Genomic DNA, 20,607 nt, shown 5'->3' with positions numbered 1-20,607 from the left:
ACCATGATGAATCTTGTGCAAGTTTTTCAATCGTTAGGGCCGGTGGATGCGCGGAATGTGCGGCGGGATGCGCTGCTGCGCTGGCTGGTTTTGGCCCCGGTGGCTCTGGCGCTGGCGGTGCGCTGGGTAATGCCGGGATTGATAACGGCCGTTACCAACCTCATCCAATTCGACATTCAACCCTACTTCGCGCCGATCATGGGTTTCTGCCTGATCATCCTGGTTCCTTATCTGGCCGGCATGGTCATCGGCTTTTTGCTGTTGGACCAAAAGGATGACGGCACGCTGCTGGCTCTGCGGGTGACGCCGTTGTCCATCGAAAGCTACCTGGCTTACCGCCTGTCGCTGCCCATGCTGGTCAGCGTGCTGATGACACTCGTCGCCGCGCCGCTGTCGGGCATTATCCAGTTGAGCTGGTGGCGGCTGCTGTTGGTGGCAGTTGGCGCGGCTCCGGTGGCGCCTTTGTTTGCCCTGTTGTTAACGGCCGCTGCCCAAAACAAGGTCCAGGGATTGGCGCTGACCAAGACGGCCGGCGTCTTCATGCTGCCGCCCATTCTGGCCTACTTCATCGCCGCCCCCTGGCAGATTGGGCTGGGCGTGTTTCCCACTTATTGGCCGGGGCAGATATTCTGGACAGCCCAGGCCGGGCAGAGCGCCTTCTGGTTCTACTGGGCAGCGGGGATGGTTTACCAGGGTTTTGTGCTGTGGCTGCTGGCGCGGTGGTTTAAGAGCCGTAGTCTGTAGTCCGTAATCCGTGATCCGTAGTCCGGCTTAGGTCCGGCGTTTGAACGCGCAATAGTGCGTATTCTCCCAGCGATCTATCATTGAATACTCCCGGAATTCATGACAAAGGGACAAAGGGACGTAAGGGACAAAGGGTTGACCTCAATCCGTTGATGCTGAATTATGGTCAGTAGATCGAACTGATTTGGGAGCGCAGGCGTCTAGCCTGCCAATGCGGGCAAGATGCCCGCGCTCCGTTTCGATCTACTGATAGCGGGAAACGGCCGTTTCACCCCATCCCATTGCCAATTTTCCCCATCCCGCCTACTATCCACTCCCAACTATCAACTATCAACTCTTAAGGAGCAGCTATGGAACGCATCGGATTCATCGGTTTAGGCATTATGGGGCAGGGCATGGCCGCCAACTTGCTGCGCGCCGGTTTTGGCGTGACTGTGTGGAACCGCACCCCGGCGCGGATGGAGCCGCTGCTAGCCGCCGGCGCGCAGGCCGGCGCCAGCCCGGCGGACGTGGCCGGCCGCAGCGACATCATCATCACCTGCGTCTCAGATACGCCGGACGTGGAGGCGGTGGTGTTGGGCGAGGCTGGCGTGCTGCGCGGGGCGCAGCCAGAGTCGCTGCTAATTGATTGCAGCACCATCAGCCCGCAAGCGACCCAGGCGATGGCCGCGCAGTTGGCCGAAAAGGGTGTGCACATGCTGGACGCGCCGGTCAGCGGCGGCAGCGAGGGGGCGGCCAAGGGCACACTGAGCATCATGGTCGGCGGCGACGCGGCGCAGTTGGCGCGGGCGCTGCCGGTGCTGCAGGCGATGGGCAAGACCATCACCCATGTCGGTGAGAACGGCGCGGGGCAGATGGTGAAGTTGGTGAACCAGATTTTGGTGGTGGTGACGATGTTGGGCGTGGGCGAGGCGCTGCTGTTTGCCCAGGCGGGTGGGTTGGACTTAGAGAAGACATTAACGGCCGTTGCCGGCGGCGCGGCCGGCAGTTGGTCCCTCAGCAATCGCGGGCCGCAAATCATCCAGCGCGATTGGCGGCCAGGTTTTACGGTGGATTTACAGCAGAAAGATTTACGCCTGGTGTTGGAAGCGGCCGATCAGCTCGGCGTGCCACTGTTGGGCACGGGCATGGTCTTTCAACTGTACCGCACACTCCAGCAGCACGGCCTCGGCGGCGATGGCAACCACGCCCTGGTCAAAGCGCTGGAACGGCTGGCGGGGATGGAGATAAAGGGAGGGTAGAGGGTAGAGAAAGAGCGCCTCTCTATCCCTACCCTCTATCGCTATCTTTACTCTGCCAGAATGGTTTCGATGGCGGCCAGTTCGTCGCTGCTGAAGGCCAGGTTGTCCAGGGCGGCGACGGCTTCTTCGACGTGGCGGATTTTGCTGGCGCCGATGAGCGAGGAAGTCACCTGCGGCAGACGGAGGGTCCAGGCGATGGCCATTTGGGCCATGGATTGGCCGCGCGCCTGGGCGATTGCGTCCAGCTTGCTCACCTTCGCCAGCCGGTCTTGGGTCACTTTGTCGCCCCAATGCAGTTGATTCTCGTATTTGGCGGCGCGGGAGCCATCGGGCACATCTTGCAGGTATTTGTTGGTCAGTATGCCCTGCGCCAGCGGCGAAAAGCCGATACAGCCGATCCCTTCCTCGGTCAGCACATCCAGCAGGCCATCCTCAATCCAGCGGTCGAACATGTTGTAACGCGGCTGGTGGATGAGGCAGGGCGTGCCCAACTGGCGCAAAATCTGCGCTGCCTGGCGCGTTTGCTCGGGGCTGTAGGTGGAAATACCCACGTACAGCGCCCGGCCGCTGCGCACGATGAAATCCAGCGCGCCCATCGTCTCTTCCAGAGGGGTGTCGGGGTCGGGGCGGTGGTGGTAGAAGATGTCCACGTAATCCAGACCCATGCGCTTGAGGCTTTGGTCGCAGCTGGCGACCAGGTATTTGCGCGATCCCCATTCGCCATAAGGACCGGGCCACATGTCGTAGCCGGCTTTGCTGGAGATGATCAGTTGGTCGCGGTAAGGCTTGAAATCTTTGGCGAAAATATGGCCGAAGTTCTCTTCGGCCGAGCCGTAGGGTGGGCCGTAGTTGTTTGCCAGATCGAAGTGGGTGATGCCCAGGTCGAAGGCGCGGTGGAGGATAGCACGGCCGTTTTCAAACACATCCACGCCGCCAAAGTTGTACCACAAACCCAGCGTCACGGCGGGCAGTTTCAGGCCGCTGCGGCCGCTGCGCCGGTAGGCCATGTTGTCATAACGTGATTCCACAGGTAAATAAGTCATGTGAGGCTCCTTTTGAAATGATGGGAATAGAGTCGGGGATAAGGTCTGGGGGGCTAAAGGCATAAGCGACGACAGCGGTGGTAAAAAGGCGGGCATAGCAGGAGACGTGGGGGGCTTTATACGCCAAATAAAGGGCATACACCTCCGTTTTTAGATTCGCCAGACGCTGTTTCCAACGCAAGAGCAAGGGCGCGCCACTGTGCTGAGGCATGCGTTATTCATCGTAGTTAAGTCTGGCTCTTTCGGCGGCTTTCAAGGACTTCAGCCAGTCGGGGGTGAGGTCGTTGGCGGAAACGGCCGTATACCACCCTTCCCGCCGCTGCTTCATGCCGCGCCACGCCTCAAAACCATATAACAACTGCCCGATGGCCGCCAACAACAGCCCGGGGCCAATGCACAAGCCCACCACGTAGCCAACGTTGGTGTCAAAATCAACCCGTTGGTCATAATAAAAGACAGCCGACAAACCAAAGGAAAGGATGACAGCCCCCATCATCCACAAGACGATGGTGATCAACAAAATCGGCCAGACAATCTGGTAACGGCCGCGCATGGCGACCATTGCCGCGCTGCCGCCAGCAGCCAGAGACAGGCCAAAGAAGAACGGCCCCAAATCATAAAACGGCGCTTGTGGATTTACCAATGAAAGCATGATAGTGGATAATGCGCCTAAAAAAGCCACAACAGACAGCGTCAAAAACAAACCAATCACGACTACATCCGTTTTGGAACGCAAACTTGTTGGTGACATGTGCATCTCCTCAATCGTTTGATAACTCGAACGAACACACTGTTACGCGGTCAGCTCCAGGCTAAAACTGGACGTGCAGAATTGGGAGTGGGAATGAAAACAATGCTCCAGATAGCCTAAATCGAACATTTACCTCGGCAATATCTGTACATCTTGTTAATAACCTGCGAACGGATTATACCTCGATTTGCAAATGTCACACGATCAATTTGGCAACAAGCCGGGGCAATCCCCAATTGTGGTAGGGGAGGGGAGGGGAGGGACGGCGCGGACAGGTAACAGCCGCAGCGGATGGCATTTTCTCGCGCCGTCTCACCCATTTTCGCCTGCACCGGGCGAGACAGGCGGCGGCAGAGGTGTTGGCGAATGGCCGAGACATTGGTCCGCCTGTACCGCCCCTACGAGCAGGTTCATCATTGGCATTGCTGGCAACAAACCATGGTGTGCGGCGGGCGGCGAAGGGTGGGTTTAGCCGCCTTTGAGCCAGGAGAAGAGCTTCTGAACGGTCATTTGTGGCGATTGGCCCTGGACACGGCCGTTTTGCCCATTCACCACCACATCGTAAACCTTATCCTCCAGTTTGTAATGAATCATCCAGACGGGCAGCAGGATGAGTTTAAACGACTCGACCACCATGCCGCTGGAGTTGAACGATAGATCGCTAACCGGTTCGCCGCGGGTGATTTCATACGGCCGTTTGCGAAAATCGTTCAACACCTGTTTGCGTGCCCGCAAGGAGGCTTCCGCCAGGGTAAGTTGGTACCGTTCAGCCGGCCAGTCGGCCAGAAAGCGCGCGTCGTAGGCGACCAGGCCATCCAGGGCAAAACTGTATAAAATACCCATCAGCGCCTGGGGCAGTTTATTGGTCGCCGGGACCAACACATCATCCAATAAAAGCTGTTTGCCGCCGGAAACAACAATCCATTCCTCGCTGCGGCGCATTTTGCCCTGCCAGCGAATCTCGCCACCCACGTCGAAGGTCCAGACTGGCGCATACACGCCGACGATGGGCGAAAGGCGCGGCCGCTCAACTTTATGCGCCTTAAACCAGGTCCGCAGCGCCATTTTTACCTCATCTTCAGTGATGGAAAAGGGGATGAGCGCCTGGGGCGGGTGGATTTCCTGCGTTTCGGCCGCTTCAGTCACGTACACCGAATCGCAGTAAGGACAGGTTAGGGACAAGGTGGCCGGTCCCAGGACAAACTCGATGCCGCAGCCCATGCAGTGGAAGGCGCGCATGGCAACCGGCGGCACATGCCCTTTCTCCGTCGCCAGCACAGCGATGAAGTCTTGTTCGCCGCCGCCCAGTCCATAATGGTTCACTGCGGCCGCGGTCTCGTCCAATTCCTGGCGGTAGCGGCAAAACGTACAGACCAGCGCCCGGCCATCTGGTGTGTAGTTCATGCGGGCGGCGCAGCGCGGGCATTGAAACTGCTCGGCCTGAACCGCCTGGGGGTCGGCCGGCGCGGCCGCAGCCACTTTGTTGGGGTCTATGATGTCGGCCTGGTGAAGACGGCCGTCTAAAATCGCCAATCCGCGCCGGGCTAACGGGTTGTTGGGTTCGTGGATGAGGGCTTGCTCCAGACACACACGGCGCTCTTCGGGCGCGCTGTACACCTGGCTCAACAACAACCACGCTTCGGCGCACTGATGGTCGTTGGCGTCGGTGTGCAGCACTTTTTCCAGGCAGTAATACGCCTCGTCACGGGCGCCTTCGTTGACAGCGCCCCTGGCCTGGGCCAACAGCAGACGGCCGTTGTTCTGAAACGTATGCGGCTCGGCGGCAGCCCCGGCGAATTGGGCGGCGAATTTCAGACCGCGTACCAGCTCGTCGGGCGGCGGGAGTTGTTTGTGGATGGTTTCCTTGTAGCCACACCGTTCGCACAGACGGGAACGGCCGTCGCCACCAAATACCAGTTTTGCGCCACAGTTCGGGCAGTGGGCTGCTTGTATCATGGTTTCACCTACCATCATCTATAAGCGGATAACGTCATCATGGTACTGGAGAATGCCCGTGCCGGCAATCCCCCAAAGGACAATGTAACAGCCATGAACCGAAGTCCGTATACCGTATACCGTTAGCATTTGCCAAAGGCCGCGTCCTACAGAATACTGATTACTGATTACGGAATACTGATTACGGATCCCAGGTCCTTTGAACCATGCCCAATTCCGTTATAATTGCCATACTCACAATTCAACACGTCAGACAGGAAAATCCCATGAGCCAACTTGTCAGTCACCTGCATACCAACAGCAGCGATTATCAGACCAATTACGCCCATAACAAAGCCTTGGCCGAACAGCTCCACGAACGGCAAAAACAGGCGGCGGCGGAACGGCCGTCGGCCACCATCGCACGGCAGCGCCAACGGGGCAAACTGCTGGTCCGCGAGCGCATCGAAGCCATTTTAGACGACAACAGCCCTTTCCTGGAACTGTCGCCCCTGGCCGCCTGGGCGATGTACGATGGCGAAGCGCCCGGCGCGGGCATCGTCACCGGCGTGGGGCGCGTGGAGGGGTTGGAGTGCATGATCATCGCCAACGACCCGACGGTGAAAGGCGGGACCTACTTCCCGGAAACGGTGAAAAAGCACGTCCGTGCCCAAACCATCGCCGAAGAAAATGAGATTCCCTGCATCTACCTGGTGGATTCTGGCGGCGCGTTCCTGCCCCTGCAAGCCGATGTGTTCCCCGACCGAGACCATTTTGGCCGGATTTTTTACAACATCGCCCGCATGTCGGGCAAGGGCATTCCGCAGATTTCGGCTGTGCTTGGCTCTTGCACGGCCGGCGGGGCCTACATCCCGGCCATGTCCGATGAGACGATCATCGTGCGCGAGAATGGCACCATCTTTCTGGCCGGGCCGCCGCTGGTGAAGGCGGCCACCGGCGAAGAAGTGTCCGCCGAAGCGCTGGGCGGGGCCGATGTGCATACCCGGCTCAGCGGCGTGGCCGACCATTTCGCCAACGACGAAACCGAGGCCCTGGCCCGCGTGCGCGAAACGATCAGCCATCTCAACCGGCGCAAAACCATGCCGGTGGTGATGCAGCCAGGCGAAGACCCGGCCTATGACCCGGATGAACTATACGGCGTGCTGCCCGCCGACCACCGCCAGCAGTTCGACGTGCGCGAGGTGATTGCCCGGCTGGTGGATGGCTCGCGTCTGAGCGAGTTTAAGGCGCGTTACGGCACGACGGTTGTGTGCGGCTTTGCCCACATCATGGGCATTCCGGTAGGCATTGTGGCTAATAATGGGCTGTTGTTCAGCGAATCGGCGCTGAAGGCGAGTCATTTTATTCAACTGTGCGGGCAGCGGGGCACGCCGCTGTTGTTTATGCAGAACATCACCGGCTTTATGGTGGGGCAGCAGTATGAGAATGGCGGGATTGCCAAAGATGGGGCGAAGATGGTAACGGCCGTGTCCACCGTCAATGTGCCGCGCATCACCCTGTTCCATGGGGTCAGCCACGGGGCGGGCAACTATGGCATGAGCGGCCGCGCTTACGACCCGCGCTTTCTCTTCACCTGGCCCAACAGCCGCATCAGCGTGATGAGCGGCGACAGCGCAGCCAATACGTTGTGGACGGTGGGCCAGGATCGTGTCATCAGCAAGTTGGCCGACCGCAGCGAAACGGCCGTTGCCGCCGCCGCCGCCGAATTTAAGCGCCCCATCTTGGAGAAGTACGCCCATGAAAGCAGCCCCTATTATGCCACTGCCCGCCTGTGGGACGATGGCATCCTGGACCCGGCGCAAACGCGGCAAGCCCTGGCCCTGTCGTTTTCGGTGACGTTAAACGTGGGAATGGGAGACGGCCGTTATGGGACGTTCCGCATGTAATGGCAGGTGTCTGGATATTTTGATTCGCGCCGAAGACGAAACGGCCGTACTCTTGCGTCTGAAATCGGCCGGTTACAAAGTGTTGCAGCCTTTGTCCATTCCCAGGTACATCTTACAGTGACCCGATGGCGTGGAAATTGACCTGTTAATCGGCAGCCAACCATGGCTTGAAGAGGCGTTGGCTGCACCGGCCCCAGGACAGCGAAGACCTGGAATCGTTAATCTATATCGGGCAACAAGAACGCCGGGAGATTAACGATTGGTCCTGAGCTTGCCGAAGGATTGGTCAGCGAACGCGGGTGATGATTTCGCCCGTGGCCGTATCCACAGCCCAAATCTGGCTCAAATCAACCTCTACCCAGGCCACATCACCATCCCAGCCAATGAGCGAAAACCAATAGGACGAGGCAGTCGTAGCCAGGATGGGCAGCTCTTTTGGCCGCTGCTGGCGCCGTCGCGCAGGCCCAACGTCTCCAAAACCAGGCGCGTAGGGTCTTGCCGCGCTTGCAGCAAACGAACGCCGCTGAGTGAAGGCTGGGCTGTCCAATAACCAGGGCTGCTGGCATGGACCACATCGAGCGAACCAACTGCCATCTCTTTATCAGCCTGGGGCACAAATTTCCACAAAGCGCCGCCGCTGCTTACGTCTACGCCCCACAATTCTTCCCGGCGGCTGCCCACCGAACGAATCGTTTTGACCAGTAACACATTGCTGCGCGTGGTTTGCGGCAGCAGATAATAGGCCGCATCTTCGATTAACGGCCGTACCGCACCATCGCTTTTAGCGGCAGCCACCACCTGGCGGTCGCCGGTATTGTAGTAGAGATTGTTGGCGTCCTGGGTAAACACGGCGTCACTGGGGGGTAAGCCCTTGTCTATGAATGTGTTCCACGCCTGGGTGTTGGTGGCGTAGTTCCATTTTTGGATGCACAGCGGATTAAAAAAGCCGAAGATGAAGTAGACGCTCTGGTCTGTTTCATCCACCAAAATGGGATCGGTAAAGGAAGGTTCCTGGTCGGAGAAGTTGGGATGATCGCAGCGCGGTTCGATGCGCTGCGCCAGACGGCCGTTGGCCGGCTCGAACAAGTCCAGGCCACCACCATTGTCGGCGTTGTCGGTGAGAACGGCCGTCCATTCGCCCACCCGCCACAGCCCGCGCGGCGACGACAGGTCCAGGCCCGTATCCCACACCACCTCGCCAGTGGCGCTGTTCAGGCCGTGCAGTTTGTTATCCAGCGTTTGTACTACCAACCGATCGCCAAACGACAAGATGCAGGTATTGGTACAGGTGTAGGGTAGGCGGTCGCTGAGGGTGGTTTGCCAGACGGTACGGCCGTCGCTGCGGTTCAGCGCCGTCAACTTGTTGTCGCTGATGTAATAAATATACTGCTCATCGGCATACAGGGATTGCGCGCCTAACTTATCGGCAAACGAGGCGCTGCGCCAGCGCGTGACGCCAGCAGCTCCGTCAAAGTAACTCACCCACATCGTTTCCTCATCAAAGTCACGGCTGGTATAGGCGACATCGGCTAAACGGCCGTCGCCCACCGGCAGCAGCAGTTCCGGCCCATTCAAACGCACATTGCTGGGCACGATGGCCCCCTGCCCCACTTCCTGGGAAATAATGCTGATGGCCTCGCTGATAGTGCTCTCGGTTGGAGCCGCCATCAAATAGAGAAATGCGCCAGCGCCACCAATAACCAATACCAGGAGTGCTATAAACACAAAAAAGCCGCCAGCGCAGCCAGCGCTTTTTTGCACCGACGGGTTGATGTTAACGCCGACAGCCGCCTGCTCGCTCCAACCCATTTCCAACGCCTCCACCGAATCTTTGGCAGTTTTTAGATCCACGCGGAAAAATTCGCGGTAGCGTTTGATGGCCTCGATTTTTTCATCGTTCAGAATTAACTGCAGCACTTCCTCAAGGATTTTGTCAGCGTCGGTGGTGGCGGCCAACCCTTTGCCGCTGTGGCGTAATTCTTCTGGCACAATGGCCGTCGTGTTGCAATACGGGCATTTAATGGTCGGCTGCGTCAGAGTTTCCGGCAGATCGAGGCTGGCATGACAAGAGGGACAATTAAGCGCTTTCAACATGGGTTTGGGTTCCTTTTACAAAAACTCAGACACCTTTAGTGTTCATCTAGAAATTACATGGCCCAGATTGGACCAATCTAAAAAACAGGAAGCTATTCCTAGACGTTATTTAGGTCTGAAAAATTAGATTCCATCTTGAGCTGACACGGTTTGGGAAACCCGTCAGGTCTAATCATATGCTGTGCGTAAAGATAATCGGTATAGGGCTGACATGTCAAGAGGAACTCACCAATCCATTGAAAAATTGAAAAAAGGCTCTTGACAAGCGCATGATATTAGATTATCATCTAATGTATTAGACAATCATCTAACATATTAGATAAATCTCTAACGTGTTTTGTTCTGGTGACGAGTCGGTTGCCAGAAATGGAGTTTACGATGTTTTTAGAAAATCCGAACAAAAATGACTTTTTTAGCCCGTTCAGTTACCCGGTCAACCCGCCAAAACCAGCGCCATACCCGGTCTTAGCCGAGTCGGTAGAAAAAACGTGGCGCGATAGAGTATTCATGGGCAGCGGCCAGTTTTTTATCACGCTTGGCTCAGCGCTAAAAGAAAAGGCGCAGGCGAGTACGGCCGTTACGTCCTTACCAACCCCCACCAACATGCGCTGCGACGCCTGACACTCCCCACCCCTAAGCGCGGGCTTCCAAACACTGGCAGGAAGCCCGCGCACTCCACGCTCCCACCCCAAATACCGGCCAATGGCTAACAGGAACAAACGTTTCTTGCTACAATGGAAGCATAATAGAAAGAGGCTCTTGGGGATTTTCATAGAGGTAAAAGAAAGCCATGCGGACGCCAACACTGCTTTGGGACATTGGCACAGCTTACGACATGTTCATCAGCCTGGATGTGCTGCACAATCCAGACAAATTTGGCCTGCGCGGCGCCTGGGCGGCCGGCGTGCGCTCTCGCTTGCCGGCCGCCGAGCGCGACGCGCTGCAAACCATCGTAGCAACCATCAACTGGCCGCTGCACTGGATTTATACACTGCCCGCGCCCAAGAATGGCGATGTGGTCATTCAAACGCTGGCGACCATGCCAGCGCAGGACCGGCTGGAAATCTTCATCCAATCACCCTTCACACCGGCCGACAGCCGCGAATTGATGCGAGCAGTGGCCGCTCGTGGCGCCTGGAATGAGGAGGATCTAAGGCAGATACAAATCGGCTACCAGGCGCATTGGGGCGCGAAGTTGCCGCCAAAAGAAATTAAAGAAAAAGCAGTCAACATGCTTAATTTATGCGCGCTGGGAGCGGAATTTGGCGAGGGCTTGTTGGCCGGTTTGCGGGTATACCAGGAAGTTTTTTTTGCTGAGGAAGAGACGCGCATCCGGCCGGCGCTGGAAAGCGCTTTGCTGCGCGCCCAAAATTTAGCCGCTACGCTGGAACTGCCCGAATTAATCGAGGCGCTTTCTCAGGGCGTGCGTCTGACCGAAGAAATGGAGGTGGCAGAGTTGATTCTGGCGCCTTCATTCTGGGTGGACCCGCTGCTGATCATGGGCAAAATTGATGAAGGGCGGGCTATCTTTCTTTTTGGCGGTCGCCCAGATGACGCTTCATTGGTCCCAGGAGCGATGGTTCCCGATGTCCTCTTCCAAACCTTGAAGGCGCTGGCCGATCCGACGCGGCTGCGTATTTTGCGCTATCTCTCTGAAGAGCCGTTAACCCCGGCGGAATTGGCGCGCCGCTTGCGGCTGCGCCCACCCACTGTCGTCCATCATTTGCACGCCTTACGCCTGGCCCGGCTGGTTCACCTGACCCTGGAACATGAAGGGAAGCAGTACCAGGCGCGGCGCGAAGCGATTGATGAAGCCTTTGCCTTGCTGACATTGTATCTGGATAAAGGGCTGACCGACGATTAACCAATAGAGCTGCCAGGTTTTCTAAAGAAATTGACGTGATAACTGATCGATCTGGCTCATCTCGGCCGGGCTGAGGCTAAAGGCCATTGCTCCGGCGTTTTCCTGGGCGTGGCGCGGTTTGCTGGCTCCGGGAATGGCGACGATTGTTTCGCCGTGGAAGTTGATCAGCCAGTTGAGGGCCACCTGAGACGTAGAGACGCCATGCTGCGCGGCAACGGCCGTTAAGCCCTCTACCAACGGGCGGCTTTGTTCGATTTTGCGGCGCAGTTGCAGACGACGGCCGCGTGGACGGCCGTCCAACAATTCCGGGTTGGCGTGAAATTTGCCCGACAACAAACCCATCTCCAGCGGCGAATAGGCGATGATGGTAATCCCCAGCTTTTTAGCCCATTCCAGCACACCATTACGCTCGATGCGCCGGTCCAACAGGCTGTATTTCATCTGGTTAGACGCCAAAAAATGGCCGCGCTGGTAGAGGCGGTCATGGGCGCGCACCATCATTTTGGCCGGGAAATTGCTAACGCCAACGGCGCGAATCTGGCCCGTTTCCAACAAATCGGCCATGGCATCCATTTCCGCTTCGGGCGTCGAAAAGGAAGCCGGGTTGTGGACCTGGTGCAGGTCTATGGCGTAAGGCGCCAGATTGTTAATCCGTTCATGGATGGTTTGGCCGATAGAATTGGCGCGGCGCAGGAGGGGATTCCATTTGGTGGCGACGACGACATCGCCATTGTTTTGCCCGGCCTGCTGCAATGCCCGCGCCAGACCGCGTTCGGAACGGCCGTTACCATATATTTCGGCCGTATCAAACCAGTTGATTCCCCCGGCTAAAGTCACCTTAACGATCTCGGCCGTATCCTCGGCCGTTAATGAATCCCATACAAACCCGGTAAAGCCCTGACCCTCAGAAAACTGCCAGGCCCCCAACCCAATTGGGGTGATTTGAATCGGCGATTGTCCTAAATGGCGCTTGTTGTTATGCACTGCTTTTTTCCTCGTAACTGAATAGGTTATTGGTTGGCTGACACTGTACCAGTCGGTAGACCAACAGGGAATAGACCGGAGTGTAACAGAAACAATCGGAGCTGCCCCGCCGACGGCCGAACGCTTAGTTACGACTAAAGTCCCGTAGCGAAAGTGGGCGAAACTATGCTAAACTTGCCGGTGTGTCAAGTCACAATTCGAATCTGGTTTGCCATGTCATAGATTCGCAAGTTTTGGTTCACGCCACACACTCAGGGAGGAAACATGTCACGTCAGTCCATCATTATGGTCATCAGCTATTTGTTAATGACGCTGGCGGGAGTTACGGCCGTCTTCGTCTTGTTAGATTGGCCGTTGCCCATCGCCATCCTTTTGATTCTGCTCTTATGGCTGGCGCTGGCGGCCGGGCTGTTTTTCCAGGCCGGGCAGATCGTCGTAGACGAGATGGCTGTGGCGGTCATCTTCTACCGGCACACCAATAATTTCGCCTACTTCATTGATTCCAAGCCCAGCGGCCCGATTGCCCCCGGACGGCCGTTCAACCTGCACACCACCCGATTGATGAACCGGCTGTTTTTTAACCACCACCCCTATCATCATTTCATCAATCCACTCCAGGAAAAGGTCCAGGACCATATCAGCAAACGGCCGCAAACAGCCAAAGGGCATACCGACGGCCTGCGCACCAAAGAAGGCATCCCACTGCGCATTGACTGGTCCCTTGGCTATCTGATGGACCCCGTCCTCATCCGGCCAGGGCTGGAGTTTAAGTTGGCGCGTGGGCTGCCCCAATTTTCTGGCAACATGATCAGCGGCCGGGTTGTCCATTCCTTGCGCTACATCGTCGAGCAGAAAAGCGTGGCCGAGCTGTACCAACTGGATGCCATCAAAAACCTGGAGAAAGAACTGCGGGAGGAAGTGAGCCGCCGCGTTCAGGGCATTGGTTTCCCAGAAATTAGCGCAGTAGATACCAAAATAGGCCCGATTACTATGCCCCAAGAGGTGGAGGATGCCTTAAAAGCAGCCCACGAGCGCGAACTGCAAACAATGACGGCCGTCAAAGCGCTGGAACAATTACGCCTGGTGGTCAGCCAGTTTAGCCCAGACGACATGGAGCGCCTGGCCGAGCTGGAGCGGCTGCGTATCCTGGACCAACATGGCGGCTCGCTCATCTATTCCATGGCCTCACTGGTCAAATCGGTGGACAAGAATCACGTACAGCACGTCCACCACAACGGAGAATAACAACGCCTAGTTTCAACTCCCAACCAGGCCAAACGCACCAGACCACAATTGGTACAGGCCAAACAGCAGCAGCGCCAACGCCGATACGCCGCTCAATACCCGGCTCAAGCGGTCGTCCAGCCTTTTTGTCACGGCAAACAGCGCGATGAAGGCGATAAATCCGCCGATCAACGTGCCATAGAACCCCAGCAAAAAGCTCGCCCCCCAGGCCGGCGACTGCCGCCAGGCGGTGATGAGAATGGGACCGCCAATGGTTCCCCAAAAGATGTAGGGGTTGGGGCTAAGGGCATTCATCAGGGCCGCTTTGAAGACGCTGTGAGAAACGGCCGTGTCTCCCGTCACCGCCACCCCCTGCCCCGCCTGAAACGCCTGAAACGCCCCCCACGCCAGATACAACAAAAACAGACCACCCAACAGCCGCATCCCATTCAAAAACCAATCCGGCGTGCGCGTTAACACCAACAAAACCAGCAAAATGATGGGACCATCACTAATCAGCGGGGCAAACGCCGCCGACAACGTGCGCCGCCACCCATTCCGCATCGTCTGCGACAACAAATATGCCTGAAACGGCCCCGGCTGCGCCGCCGCCGAAAACCCCAATACCAACCCCTGCGATAAATAAACCCACACATCTCCTCCCTTTTCAGCCGCAACCCAATTTGAGTAAAAGCCGTAATATTGGTATTCTCTTAGTGAAATTACATAGCCCAGATTGGACCAATCTTGGAGATTGGTCCAATCTAAAAAACAGGAAGTTATTCTTAGACAATTACTTAGGACAAGCCTGAGCGGAGTCTTCGACCATCCGGCTTCAGAGCGAAGAATCTCCTTTCGTATGCCACAGGAAAGCTCAGAGAATCATTCTTCTTCGAAGACTTGTCATTCTGACAAGTCTTTTGTCAGCATTGCCTGACAAAAGACGTAGATACTGTCAGCAGTTGACTGCTAAGCCAGAAGTTCAACCCTTTCTCTGGCGTTAAAATAAAGAGGGCGGTGAACACGGATCTATAGGATTCGCCGCTGAAACCGGTCGAGAAGTAAATCTGTAAATCCTGCCAATCCACTGTCCCTCTAACTGAAATGAAACAACCCACAGACTATCTATGAGTAAAAGCTGGAGTAAAACAACCCGTTATCTTGTCTTGATATTGGTACTCATTACCATCGTGGCCCTGGTAGTAGCCGCCAGCAACCTGATCGCGCCTATGGCAATTTCGGCGCTGTTGGCCTATGTGCTCAACCCCGCCGTCACCCTGGTCAACAGTTACAACAAGGTCAAACGCCCCTGGTCGGTACTCATCGTTTATCTCACGGCCTTCGCAGCCATTGTCGGCGCTGCGGCCACTCTGGCCCTGTTAGCGCCCAACCAGATCGGCAATCTGGCCATCGAATTAGAAGATGTGATACAGCAAATAACCCCCAGGATAGAAGAACAGCTCTCGAACCCTATTTCTTTCTTTGGCTACCAGATTACCCTGGCAGCTCTGGTAGAAAGCGCGTCAGCCATATCCGCCGAATTTGTCCGCCCAGATATTGTGATCGAATGGCTGCGCGCTGCATCCACCAATCTCGGTTGGATTTTAGTGATTTTGGTTACCACCTATTATCTGCTGCAAGATTGGCCCCGGCTGCGCGATTGGCTCATCAGTCTGGTTCCAGCCGATTACACAGGTGACGCGCACCGCCTCTACCAGGAAATACGGGATGTATGGCAGCGCTACCTGCGCGGCCAACTGCGCCTTTCCTTCATTGTTGGCGTCATGACAGGCGTGCTGCTGCTTATGGTTGGCATGCCAGGAGCGCTGCCATTTGGCGTTTTGGCAGCCATTTTTGACGTGATTTTGACCATTGGCCCGGCATTTGTCATGGTGGCAGCGGCCATTGTGGCCTATTTTGCCGGTTCGTCTTTTCTACCTATCTCGCCGTTGTGGTTTATGCTGTTGGTACTGGCTATTTTCAGCCTGGTGCAAATGTTGGAAAATATCTGGCTGCGGCCGCGCGTGATGGGACAATCTATGAACATCCACCCTGGCGTGGTGTTTGTGGCCATCATTGCTTCGTTGTCTTTGGCCGGCATTTTGGCGGCGTTGATGATTGTGCCGGTGATGGGGTCAACGGCCGTCGTCGGCCGCTACCTCCACGCCAAAATCATGGACATTCCCCCCTGGCCACCAGCCCCAGAGAATGTATCCGATACCCAAGACACAATTCCCGAACCGGCCAACCCCCACTAAAGCCGCGTCAGAATTTCTGGCCCATGCCGGGTAATTGCCAGGCTGTGTTCAAACTGCACCGACAGCGACCCATCGGCGGTGATCACCGTCCAACCATCTTTGAGCAGCACCCATTCATGCGTGCCCGCATTAATCATCGGCTCAATGGTGAAGGTCATTCCCGGACGAAGCTGAGGTCCGCGCGTTGCTTGCCGCACATGGGAGATAGACAGCGGCTCGTGCAGCACACGCCCCAGCCCGTGCCCGCCCCATTCCCGCACCACCGACACATGCTGCGAATCGGCATAATCATGGATTGCCTGACCAATGTCGTTGAGGTAATTGCCCGGCTGAGCCGCTTCAATGCCGACCCGCAGCGCTTCCTGACCAACGGCTAACAAATGCTCGGTTGCCGGCGCTACTTTACCTACCGGAAAAGTGACGCAGGCATCGCCGCAGTACCCCTTGTAGCGCAGGCCAATGTCAATGCCCACCACGTCGCCTTCCTTCAGAAAGCGGTCGTTGGGCAGGCCGTGACAAATTTCATGGTTTACCGAAGCGCAGATAACGCCCGGAAAGGGTGGATGATCAGCGGCGCTGCCCTGATATCCTTTATATAATGGCTCGGCGCCTTGTTTGTGAATATAATTTTCAGCAAGCTGGTCCAGGACTCGCAAACTAACGCCAGGTTTGATATTTTCCTGGAGCAATGCAAAACATTCAGCCACCATGCGCCCGGAGACACGCATTTTGGCGATTTCTCGTTCATTTTTAAGACGACCCCGCATGGGTAGTTTCTCCTTCAATTCAAGTAGTACAGGTGGCGCGAGTATAACACACAAAGAAACCAGGGGCATGAAGCATGACATTTATCACTAACATTGCGTCCTCTTTTTTGCCATACTAAAAACGAGTCGGATCAGACGAGATACCTATGACCACACATGATTTGCAACGAACAGAGGAAGGGGTGCAGGCAGGGGACACGGCCGTATCCTCTCCGCCACCCACGCCCACTGCCAACAACCCAGAAGCGCCCCAACAACCCCTCTCCATTCCCTGGGCTGTCAGGCCGCAAGAGGTACCAGAAAACGCCAGCCTGAAACATCCGTCGCTTTACTTCAACCAGGAACTTGGCTGGATAGATTTTAACTGGCGCGTCCTCCACCTGGCTCTGGACGAGCGCGTCCCACTGCTGGAACGGGTGAAGTTTGTGGCGATTACCGCCAGCAACCTGGACGAGTTTATCCAAAAACGGGTGGGCGCCCTGAAACAGTTGGACGCTGCCGGAGTACGGACGTTGTCGGCCGACGGCCGTACCCCCAACCAACAACTCATCCTCCTACGCCAGGCCATCATCACCATGCACCGCACCATGACCGAAACCTGGGAACAGGTCCTAAAACCCGCCCTGCGCCAGCAAGCCGGCATTGTCATCCAGGATTACGCCGACCTCAGCGGCCGGCAAAAAGAGAAACTAGCCGCCTATTTTCACGCCGAAATCCACCCCATCCTCACCCCATTGGCCGTTGATCCCGGCCACCCCTTTCCCTTCATCTCCAACCTCAGCCTATCGCTGGCCGTTATTCTGCGCAATCCAGCACAAGACACCATTCATTTTGCCCGCCTGAAGTCACCCCCCCAACGCTGGATTCACGTCCCGGCCGATCCACCCCACACCCAACCCAACTGCCAATACTTTCTGCCGGTGGAACAGTTGATCGCCCACCACGCCGGCGACTTATTCCCCAGCATGGAGATCGTCAACGTCCACCCCTTCCGCATCACCCGCAACGCCGACCTGCTGCGCGACGAAGAAGAGGCTGATGATTTGCTGAAAATGATTTCGGCTGAACTGCGACAGCGGCGCTTTGCCTCTGTGGTGCGGTTGGAAGTAGACCACGACATGCCCGATTACAACCGCCGTCTGCTCATCCGTGAACTGAATCTACAAAACGAAGACGTGTACGAGGTCAATGGCCTGATCAACCTGACAGATTGCTTTGCCATCGCCGCCATCAACAAACCTGCATTCCGCGATGAACCGTGGGAACCTGTTACGCCATCCCGTTTGCTACGCGAAAACGAATCCAAGAACAGCAAAGACATCTTCGCCATCATTCGCAAGGGGGATTTGCTGGTCCACCACCCTTACGAGTCATTCACCGCCAGCGTGCAGCGTCTGGTGGAAGAAGCGGCCGTTGATCCCCAGGTGTTAGCCATCAAACTAACCCTTTACCGCACATCGGATGAATCGCCCATTGTGGCCGCCCTGAAACGGGCGGCCGAAAACGGCAAACAAGTGGCCGTGCTGGTGGAAGTGAAAGCCCGTTTCGACGAGGCCAACAACATCGAATGGGCGCAGCAGTTGGAAACCACCGGCGTGCATGTGACCTATGGCCTGGTTGGACTGAAAACCCATACCAAAGCCACGCTGGTGGTGCGCCAGGAGCAGGACGGGCTGCGCATCTATTCGCACATTGGCACGGGCAACTACCATCCTAAAACGGCGCGGCTTTACACCGATTTGGGCCTGCTGACGTGTGACCCGGCCATCGGGCGGGACATGGTGAACCTGTTCCATTTTCTCACGGGGTATGCGCCGGGCCAGCAGTATGAGCGGCTGTTGCTGGCTCCCCGCTACATGCGTCAGGCGTTTACGGACCTGATTCAGCAGGAGATTGACAATGTGGCGCGGTTTGGCAACGGCCGTATCATCGCCAAAATGAATGCCCTGGACGACGTGAAGATGATCCGCGAGTTGTACGCGGCGGCGCAGGCCGGCGTGCAAATAGACCTCATCTTGCGTGGGCACTGCCAGCTGCGCCCCGGTCTGCCGGGTTACAGCGAAAACATTCGTGTTATCAGCATTTTGGGTCGCTTTTTGGAGCATGACCGCGTCTTCTACTTCCACAACAATGGCGCGCCGCGCCTGTATGTCGGCAGCGCCGACTGGCGGGCGCGCAACCTCAATGACCGGGTGGAACTGATCACGCCCATAGAGGAGCCAGCCTTGCAGCAGCGTCTAGTCGCCCTGCTGGAAATGGCCCTGAGCGACAACTACCTGGCCTGGGATTTGCACGCCGACGGCCGTTACACCCTGCGCCACCCCGCCCCCGACGAGCCAGAACGCAACTTCCACGAACTGCTCATGAAACAGGCGCGTAAACGCAGTAAAAAGGAAAAGAATAAGCGATATTGATGGGGGTATTCATCGTTCGGGTTAATTACTGGTTCACGGGAGTCAAATATGTATAAAAAAATTTTGGTCCCACTGGATGGTTCGGAACGCGCCGAAGCCATTTTGCCGCATGTGACCGAGATGGCGCTGTGCAATCAGGCGTCGGTCATATTGCTGCAAGTGGTTGAGCGCGAGATCGTTCTGATCAGCCCCTACGACCCACTGACCTCGTTCGAGTCTGAACACCTGGTCGCCCGCCAGATGGCTGACGCGGAAACCTATCTGGCGCAGAAATGCGCCCAACTGCAAGAGCTGGGCATCACTGCTCGCAGCCGCAGCGAACGCGGCGTGGTTGCAGAGACGATTATCGAGGTCGCTGAGGAAGAAAACGTGGAGCTGATTGCGATGGCCAGCCACGGCCGCAGCGGGTTGTCTCGCGTTATTTTTGGCAGCACGGCCACCGGCGTGCTGCAACGCGCGCAGCAGCCTTTGCTGCTTATCCGTTCTAGCTAGTAGCTGTATCCGGTATTCAGTATTCAGTATTCAGTGTTCAGTATTCAGTATTCAGTGTTCAGTGTTCAGTGCGCGTTTTCCAGAGGTAACACCGACTGAACACTGGTCACTAAATACTGGTCACGGCTAACCACCTATGCACTACATCATTGACGGCCACAACCTCATCGGCAAAATGCCGGATATTTCCTTAGAAGACCCCAACGATGAGGTACGTCTGGTCATGCGCCTGAAAAGCTGGGTCGCCGAAAGCAAACAGCGCCAGGTGACACTGTTTTTTGATGGCGGTGTGCCCGGCGGGCACGTCAATCGACTGTCCAGCCGCGGCCTGAAAGTGATTTTTGCCCCTTCCGGCCAGACGGCCGATTCCTGATCATCGGCCATTTAAAAACGCTCAAAAATTTGGGGGGCTATAGCCTGGTGACCAGCGACCGGGAAATTATCCGCGCCGCCCAAATGCAGCGCATTCGTTTTTTGCAGTCGGAGCAGTTTATTGCGCGGATGGGCTTTGCGCCGGTTACTGCGCCTAAGGAACCGTTAGCGGAAAAAGAGCCGGAAAAGGGAACGGCCGTATCCCCGCCCAAGCCCACCGATCCCAGAGTCAGCGAGGCCGAAGTCCAGGAATGGCTGGATCTATTTGGCCCGGTCCCAGAACGGCCCAAAGCCAGACCCAAACCAACCACGGCGCCACCACCCCCGGCAGCCCAACCAGACGCCCCTAAAAAACCAGCCCGCCTACGTGTCGTCAAAGACGACAGCGAAGACAGGCTGGAAGCCGACGAAGTGGAAGCGTGGCTGAATCTGTTTCGTTCAGACGGCCGTAAAAAGTAAACTTTCTGTATTAGTCAGGAACTACATCTTTTGCCAGACAACGCTGGCAAAAAAGATG

20 protein-coding genes are annotated in these 20,607 nt (G+C 56.6%); 12 read left to right on the top strand and 8 right to left on the bottom strand.

Features of this window, described 5'->3' with window-relative positions; translation table 11 throughout:
- The first annotated feature begins 3 nt into the window (after nt 1–3).
- Entirely contained in the window at nt 4–744 is a 741-nt protein-coding gene (locus IPM39_05950) for a hypothetical protein (protein MBK8985610.1), read from the top strand.
- A 350-nt stretch (nt 745–1,094) separates the two neighbouring features.
- Nucleotides 1,095–1,985 (top strand): NAD(P)-dependent oxidoreductase, encoded by an 891-nt coding sequence (locus IPM39_05945; protein ID MBK8985609.1) that lies wholly within the window; start codon nt 1,095–1,097, stop codon nt 1,983–1,985.
- Between the two features lie 47 nt (nt 1,986–2,032).
- Here the strand turns inward: IPM39_05945 and mgrA are convergent, their stop codons facing one another.
- The 4 genes from mgrA to IPM39_05925 all read right to left on the bottom strand — a co-directional run bounded on the left by mgrA (nt 2,033) and on the right by IPM39_05925 (nt 5,735).
- The gene (gene mgrA / locus IPM39_05940) at nt 2,033–3,028 is read right to left on the bottom strand and encodes an L-glyceraldehyde 3-phosphate reductase (GenBank protein MBK8985608.1); all 996 of its coding nucleotides are present in this window, start codon (nt 3,026–3,028) and stop codon (nt 2,033–2,035) included.
- Nucleotides 2,997–3,239, bottom strand: coding sequence for a DUF1232 domain-containing protein (locus IPM39_05935; GenBank protein ID MBK8985607.1), 243 nt, complete (start codon nt 3,237–3,239; stop codon nt 2,997–2,999). Before IPM39_05935 ends, mgrA begins: the two co-directional genes overlap by 32 nt.
- Nucleotides 3,240–3,242: 3 nt before the next feature.
- On the bottom strand, nt 3,243–3,779 hold the full coding sequence (locus tag IPM39_05930) for a hypothetical protein (protein ID MBK8985606.1): 537 nt from the start codon (nt 3,777–3,779) through the stop codon (nt 3,243–3,245).
- Nucleotides 3,780–4,247: 468 nt separating this feature from the next.
- Nucleotides 4,248–5,735: a hypothetical protein gene (locus tag IPM39_05925; protein MBK8985605.1), complete on the bottom strand. Its 1,488-nt coding sequence runs from the start codon at nt 5,733–5,735 to the stop codon at nt 4,248–4,250.
- Nucleotides 5,736–6,001: 266 nt separating this feature from the next.
- On the opposite strand from IPM39_05925, the gene IPM39_05920 reads away from it, so the two are divergent.
- Together IPM39_05920 and IPM39_05915 are read left to right on the top strand one after the other, a co-directional pair.
- Complete coding sequence (locus IPM39_05920) at nt 6,002–7,621, top strand: methylcrotonoyl-CoA carboxylase (GenBank protein ID MBK8985604.1); 1,620 nt, start codon at nt 6,002–6,004, stop codon at nt 7,619–7,621.
- Nucleotides 7,602–7,742 (top strand): hypothetical protein, encoded by a 141-nt coding sequence (locus IPM39_05915; GenBank protein ID MBK8985603.1) that lies wholly within the window; start codon nt 7,602–7,604, stop codon nt 7,740–7,742. The genes IPM39_05920 and IPM39_05915 overlap by 20 nt, the downstream gene beginning before the upstream one ends.
- A gap of 233 nt (nt 7,743–7,975) precedes the next feature.
- Here IPM39_05915 and IPM39_05910 read toward each other — a convergent pair whose 3' ends face one another.
- Nucleotides 7,976–9,715 (bottom strand): PQQ-binding-like beta-propeller repeat protein, encoded by a 1,740-nt coding sequence (locus IPM39_05910; GenBank protein ID MBK8985602.1) that lies wholly within the window; start codon nt 9,713–9,715, stop codon nt 7,976–7,978.
- A 378-nt stretch (nt 9,716–10,093) separates the two neighbouring features.
- Between IPM39_05910 and IPM39_05905 the strand changes: the two genes are divergently transcribed.
- Both IPM39_05905 and IPM39_05900 read left to right on the top strand, forming a co-directional pair.
- Nucleotides 10,094–10,336, top strand: coding sequence for a hypothetical protein (locus IPM39_05905; protein ID MBK8985601.1), 243 nt, complete (start codon nt 10,094–10,096; stop codon nt 10,334–10,336).
- Between the two features lie 169 nt (nt 10,337–10,505).
- Nucleotides 10,506–11,579 carry a winged helix-turn-helix transcriptional regulator gene (locus IPM39_05900; GenBank protein MBK8985600.1) on the top strand — a complete coding sequence of 358 codons (1,074 nt, stop codon included), beginning with the start codon at nt 10,506–10,508 and terminating at the stop codon, nt 11,577–11,579.
- A 21-nt stretch (nt 11,580–11,600) separates the two neighbouring features.
- Here IPM39_05900 and IPM39_05895 read toward each other — a convergent pair whose 3' ends face one another.
- Complete coding sequence (locus tag IPM39_05895; GenBank protein ID MBK8985599.1) at nt 11,601–12,563, bottom strand: aldo/keto reductase; 963 nt, start codon at nt 12,561–12,563, stop codon at nt 11,601–11,603.
- Between the two features lie 264 nt (nt 12,564–12,827).
- Here IPM39_05895 and IPM39_05890 point away from each other — a divergent pair, with 264 nt between their 5' ends.
- The gene (locus IPM39_05890) at nt 12,828–13,808 is read left to right on the top strand and encodes a hypothetical protein (GenBank protein MBK8985598.1); all 981 of its coding nucleotides are present in this window, start codon (nt 12,828–12,830) and stop codon (nt 13,806–13,808) included.
- A 12-nt stretch (nt 13,809–13,820) separates the two neighbouring features.
- Here IPM39_05890 and IPM39_05885 read toward each other — a convergent pair whose 3' ends face one another.
- Complete coding sequence (locus IPM39_05885; protein MBK8985597.1) at nt 13,821–14,441, bottom strand: LysE family transporter; 621 nt, start codon at nt 14,439–14,441, stop codon at nt 13,821–13,823.
- 473 nt (nt 14,442–14,914) lie between these two features.
- On the opposite strand from IPM39_05885, the gene IPM39_05880 reads away from it, so the two are divergent.
- Nucleotides 14,915–16,045 carry an AI-2E family transporter gene (locus IPM39_05880; GenBank protein ID MBK8985596.1) on the top strand — a complete coding sequence of 377 codons (1,131 nt, stop codon included), beginning with the start codon at nt 14,915–14,917 and terminating at the stop codon, nt 16,043–16,045.
- Here the strand turns inward: IPM39_05880 and map are convergent.
- Nucleotides 16,042–16,812 carry a type I methionyl aminopeptidase gene (gene map, locus IPM39_05875; protein MBK8985595.1) on the bottom strand — a complete coding sequence of 257 codons (771 nt, stop codon included), beginning with the start codon at nt 16,810–16,812 and terminating at the stop codon, nt 16,042–16,044. The genes IPM39_05880 and map overlap by 4 nt on opposite strands.
- 146 nt (nt 16,813–16,958) lie before the next feature.
- Between map and ppk1 the strand changes: the two genes are divergently transcribed.
- The 4 genes from ppk1 to IPM39_05855 all read left to right on the top strand — a co-directional run bounded on the left by ppk1 (nt 16,959) and on the right by IPM39_05855 (nt 20,549).
- Nucleotides 16,959–19,226 (top strand): polyphosphate kinase 1, encoded by a 2,268-nt coding sequence (ppk1, locus tag IPM39_05870; GenBank protein MBK8985594.1) that lies wholly within the window; start codon nt 16,959–16,961, stop codon nt 19,224–19,226.
- Nucleotides 19,227–19,274: 48 nt separating this feature from the next.
- On the top strand, nt 19,275–19,718 hold the full coding sequence (locus tag IPM39_05865; protein ID MBK8985593.1) for a universal stress protein: 444 nt from the start codon (nt 19,275–19,277) through the stop codon (nt 19,716–19,718).
- A gap of 136 nt (nt 19,719–19,854) precedes the next feature.
- Nucleotides 19,855–20,091 carry an NYN domain-containing protein gene (locus IPM39_05860; protein MBK8985592.1) on the top strand — a complete coding sequence of 79 codons (237 nt, stop codon included), beginning with the start codon at nt 19,855–19,857 and terminating at the stop codon, nt 20,089–20,091.
- A 29-nt stretch (nt 20,092–20,120) separates the two neighbouring features.
- Nucleotides 20,121–20,549 (top strand): hypothetical protein, encoded by a 429-nt coding sequence (locus tag IPM39_05855; protein MBK8985591.1) that lies wholly within the window; start codon nt 20,121–20,123, stop codon nt 20,547–20,549.
- Nucleotides 20,550–20,607: the final 58 nt, after the last annotated feature.

Origin of the sequence: Candidatus Leptovillus gracilis (assembly GCA_016716065.1) — a bacterium.
In the GTDB taxonomy this organism is placed as follows: domain Bacteria; phylum Chloroflexota; class Anaerolineae; order Promineifilales; family Promineifilaceae; genus Leptovillus; species Leptovillus gracilis.
This window is presented reverse-complemented; position numbering and strand designations above follow the sequence as displayed.

Excerpts from the sequence above, each read along its gene's own strand:
- IPM39_05950 (MBK8985610.1), top strand. The coding sequence starts at position 4 with ATGATGAATCTTGTGCAAGTTTTTCAATCGTTAGGGCCGGTGGATGCG.
- IPM39_05945 (MBK8985609.1), top strand. The coding sequence starts at position 1,095 with ATGGAACGCATCGGATTCATCGGTTTAGGCATTATGGGGCAGGGCATG.
- mgrA (MBK8985608.1), bottom strand. The coding sequence starts at position 3,028 with ATGACTTATTTACCTGTGGAATCACGTTATGACAACATGGCCTACCGG.
- IPM39_05935 (MBK8985607.1), bottom strand. The coding sequence starts at position 3,239 with ATGCCTCAGCACAGTGGCGCGCCCTTGCTCTTGCGTTGGAAACAGCGT.
- IPM39_05930 (MBK8985606.1), bottom strand. The coding sequence starts at position 3,779 with ATGTCACCAACAAGTTTGCGTTCCAAAACGGATGTAGTCGTGATTGGT.
- IPM39_05925 (MBK8985605.1), bottom strand. The coding sequence starts at position 5,735 with ATGATACAAGCAGCCCACTGCCCGAACTGTGGCGCAAAACTGGTATTT.
- IPM39_05920 (MBK8985604.1), top strand. The coding sequence starts at position 6,002 with ATGAGCCAACTTGTCAGTCACCTGCATACCAACAGCAGCGATTATCAG.
- IPM39_05915 (MBK8985603.1), top strand. The coding sequence starts at position 7,602 with ATGGGACGTTCCGCATGTAATGGCAGGTGTCTGGATATTTTGATTCGC.
- IPM39_05910 (MBK8985602.1), bottom strand. The coding sequence starts at position 9,715 with ATGTTGAAAGCGCTTAATTGTCCCTCTTGTCATGCCAGCCTCGATCTG.
- IPM39_05905 (MBK8985601.1), top strand. The coding sequence starts at position 10,094 with ATGTTTTTAGAAAATCCGAACAAAAATGACTTTTTTAGCCCGTTCAGT.
- IPM39_05900 (MBK8985600.1), top strand. The coding sequence starts at position 10,506 with ATGCGGACGCCAACACTGCTTTGGGACATTGGCACAGCTTACGACATG.
- IPM39_05890 (MBK8985598.1), top strand. The coding sequence starts at position 12,828 with ATGTCACGTCAGTCCATCATTATGGTCATCAGCTATTTGTTAATGACG.
- IPM39_05880 (MBK8985596.1), top strand. The coding sequence starts at position 14,915 with ATGAGTAAAAGCTGGAGTAAAACAACCCGTTATCTTGTCTTGATATTG.
- map (MBK8985595.1), bottom strand. The coding sequence starts at position 16,812 with ATGCGGGGTCGTCTTAAAAATGAACGAGAAATCGCCAAAATGCGTGTC.
- ppk1 (MBK8985594.1), top strand. The coding sequence starts at position 16,959 with ATGACCACACATGATTTGCAACGAACAGAGGAAGGGGTGCAGGCAGGG.
- IPM39_05865 (MBK8985593.1), top strand. The coding sequence starts at position 19,275 with ATGTATAAAAAAATTTTGGTCCCACTGGATGGTTCGGAACGCGCCGAA.
- IPM39_05860 (MBK8985592.1), top strand. The coding sequence starts at position 19,855 with ATGCACTACATCATTGACGGCCACAACCTCATCGGCAAAATGCCGGAT.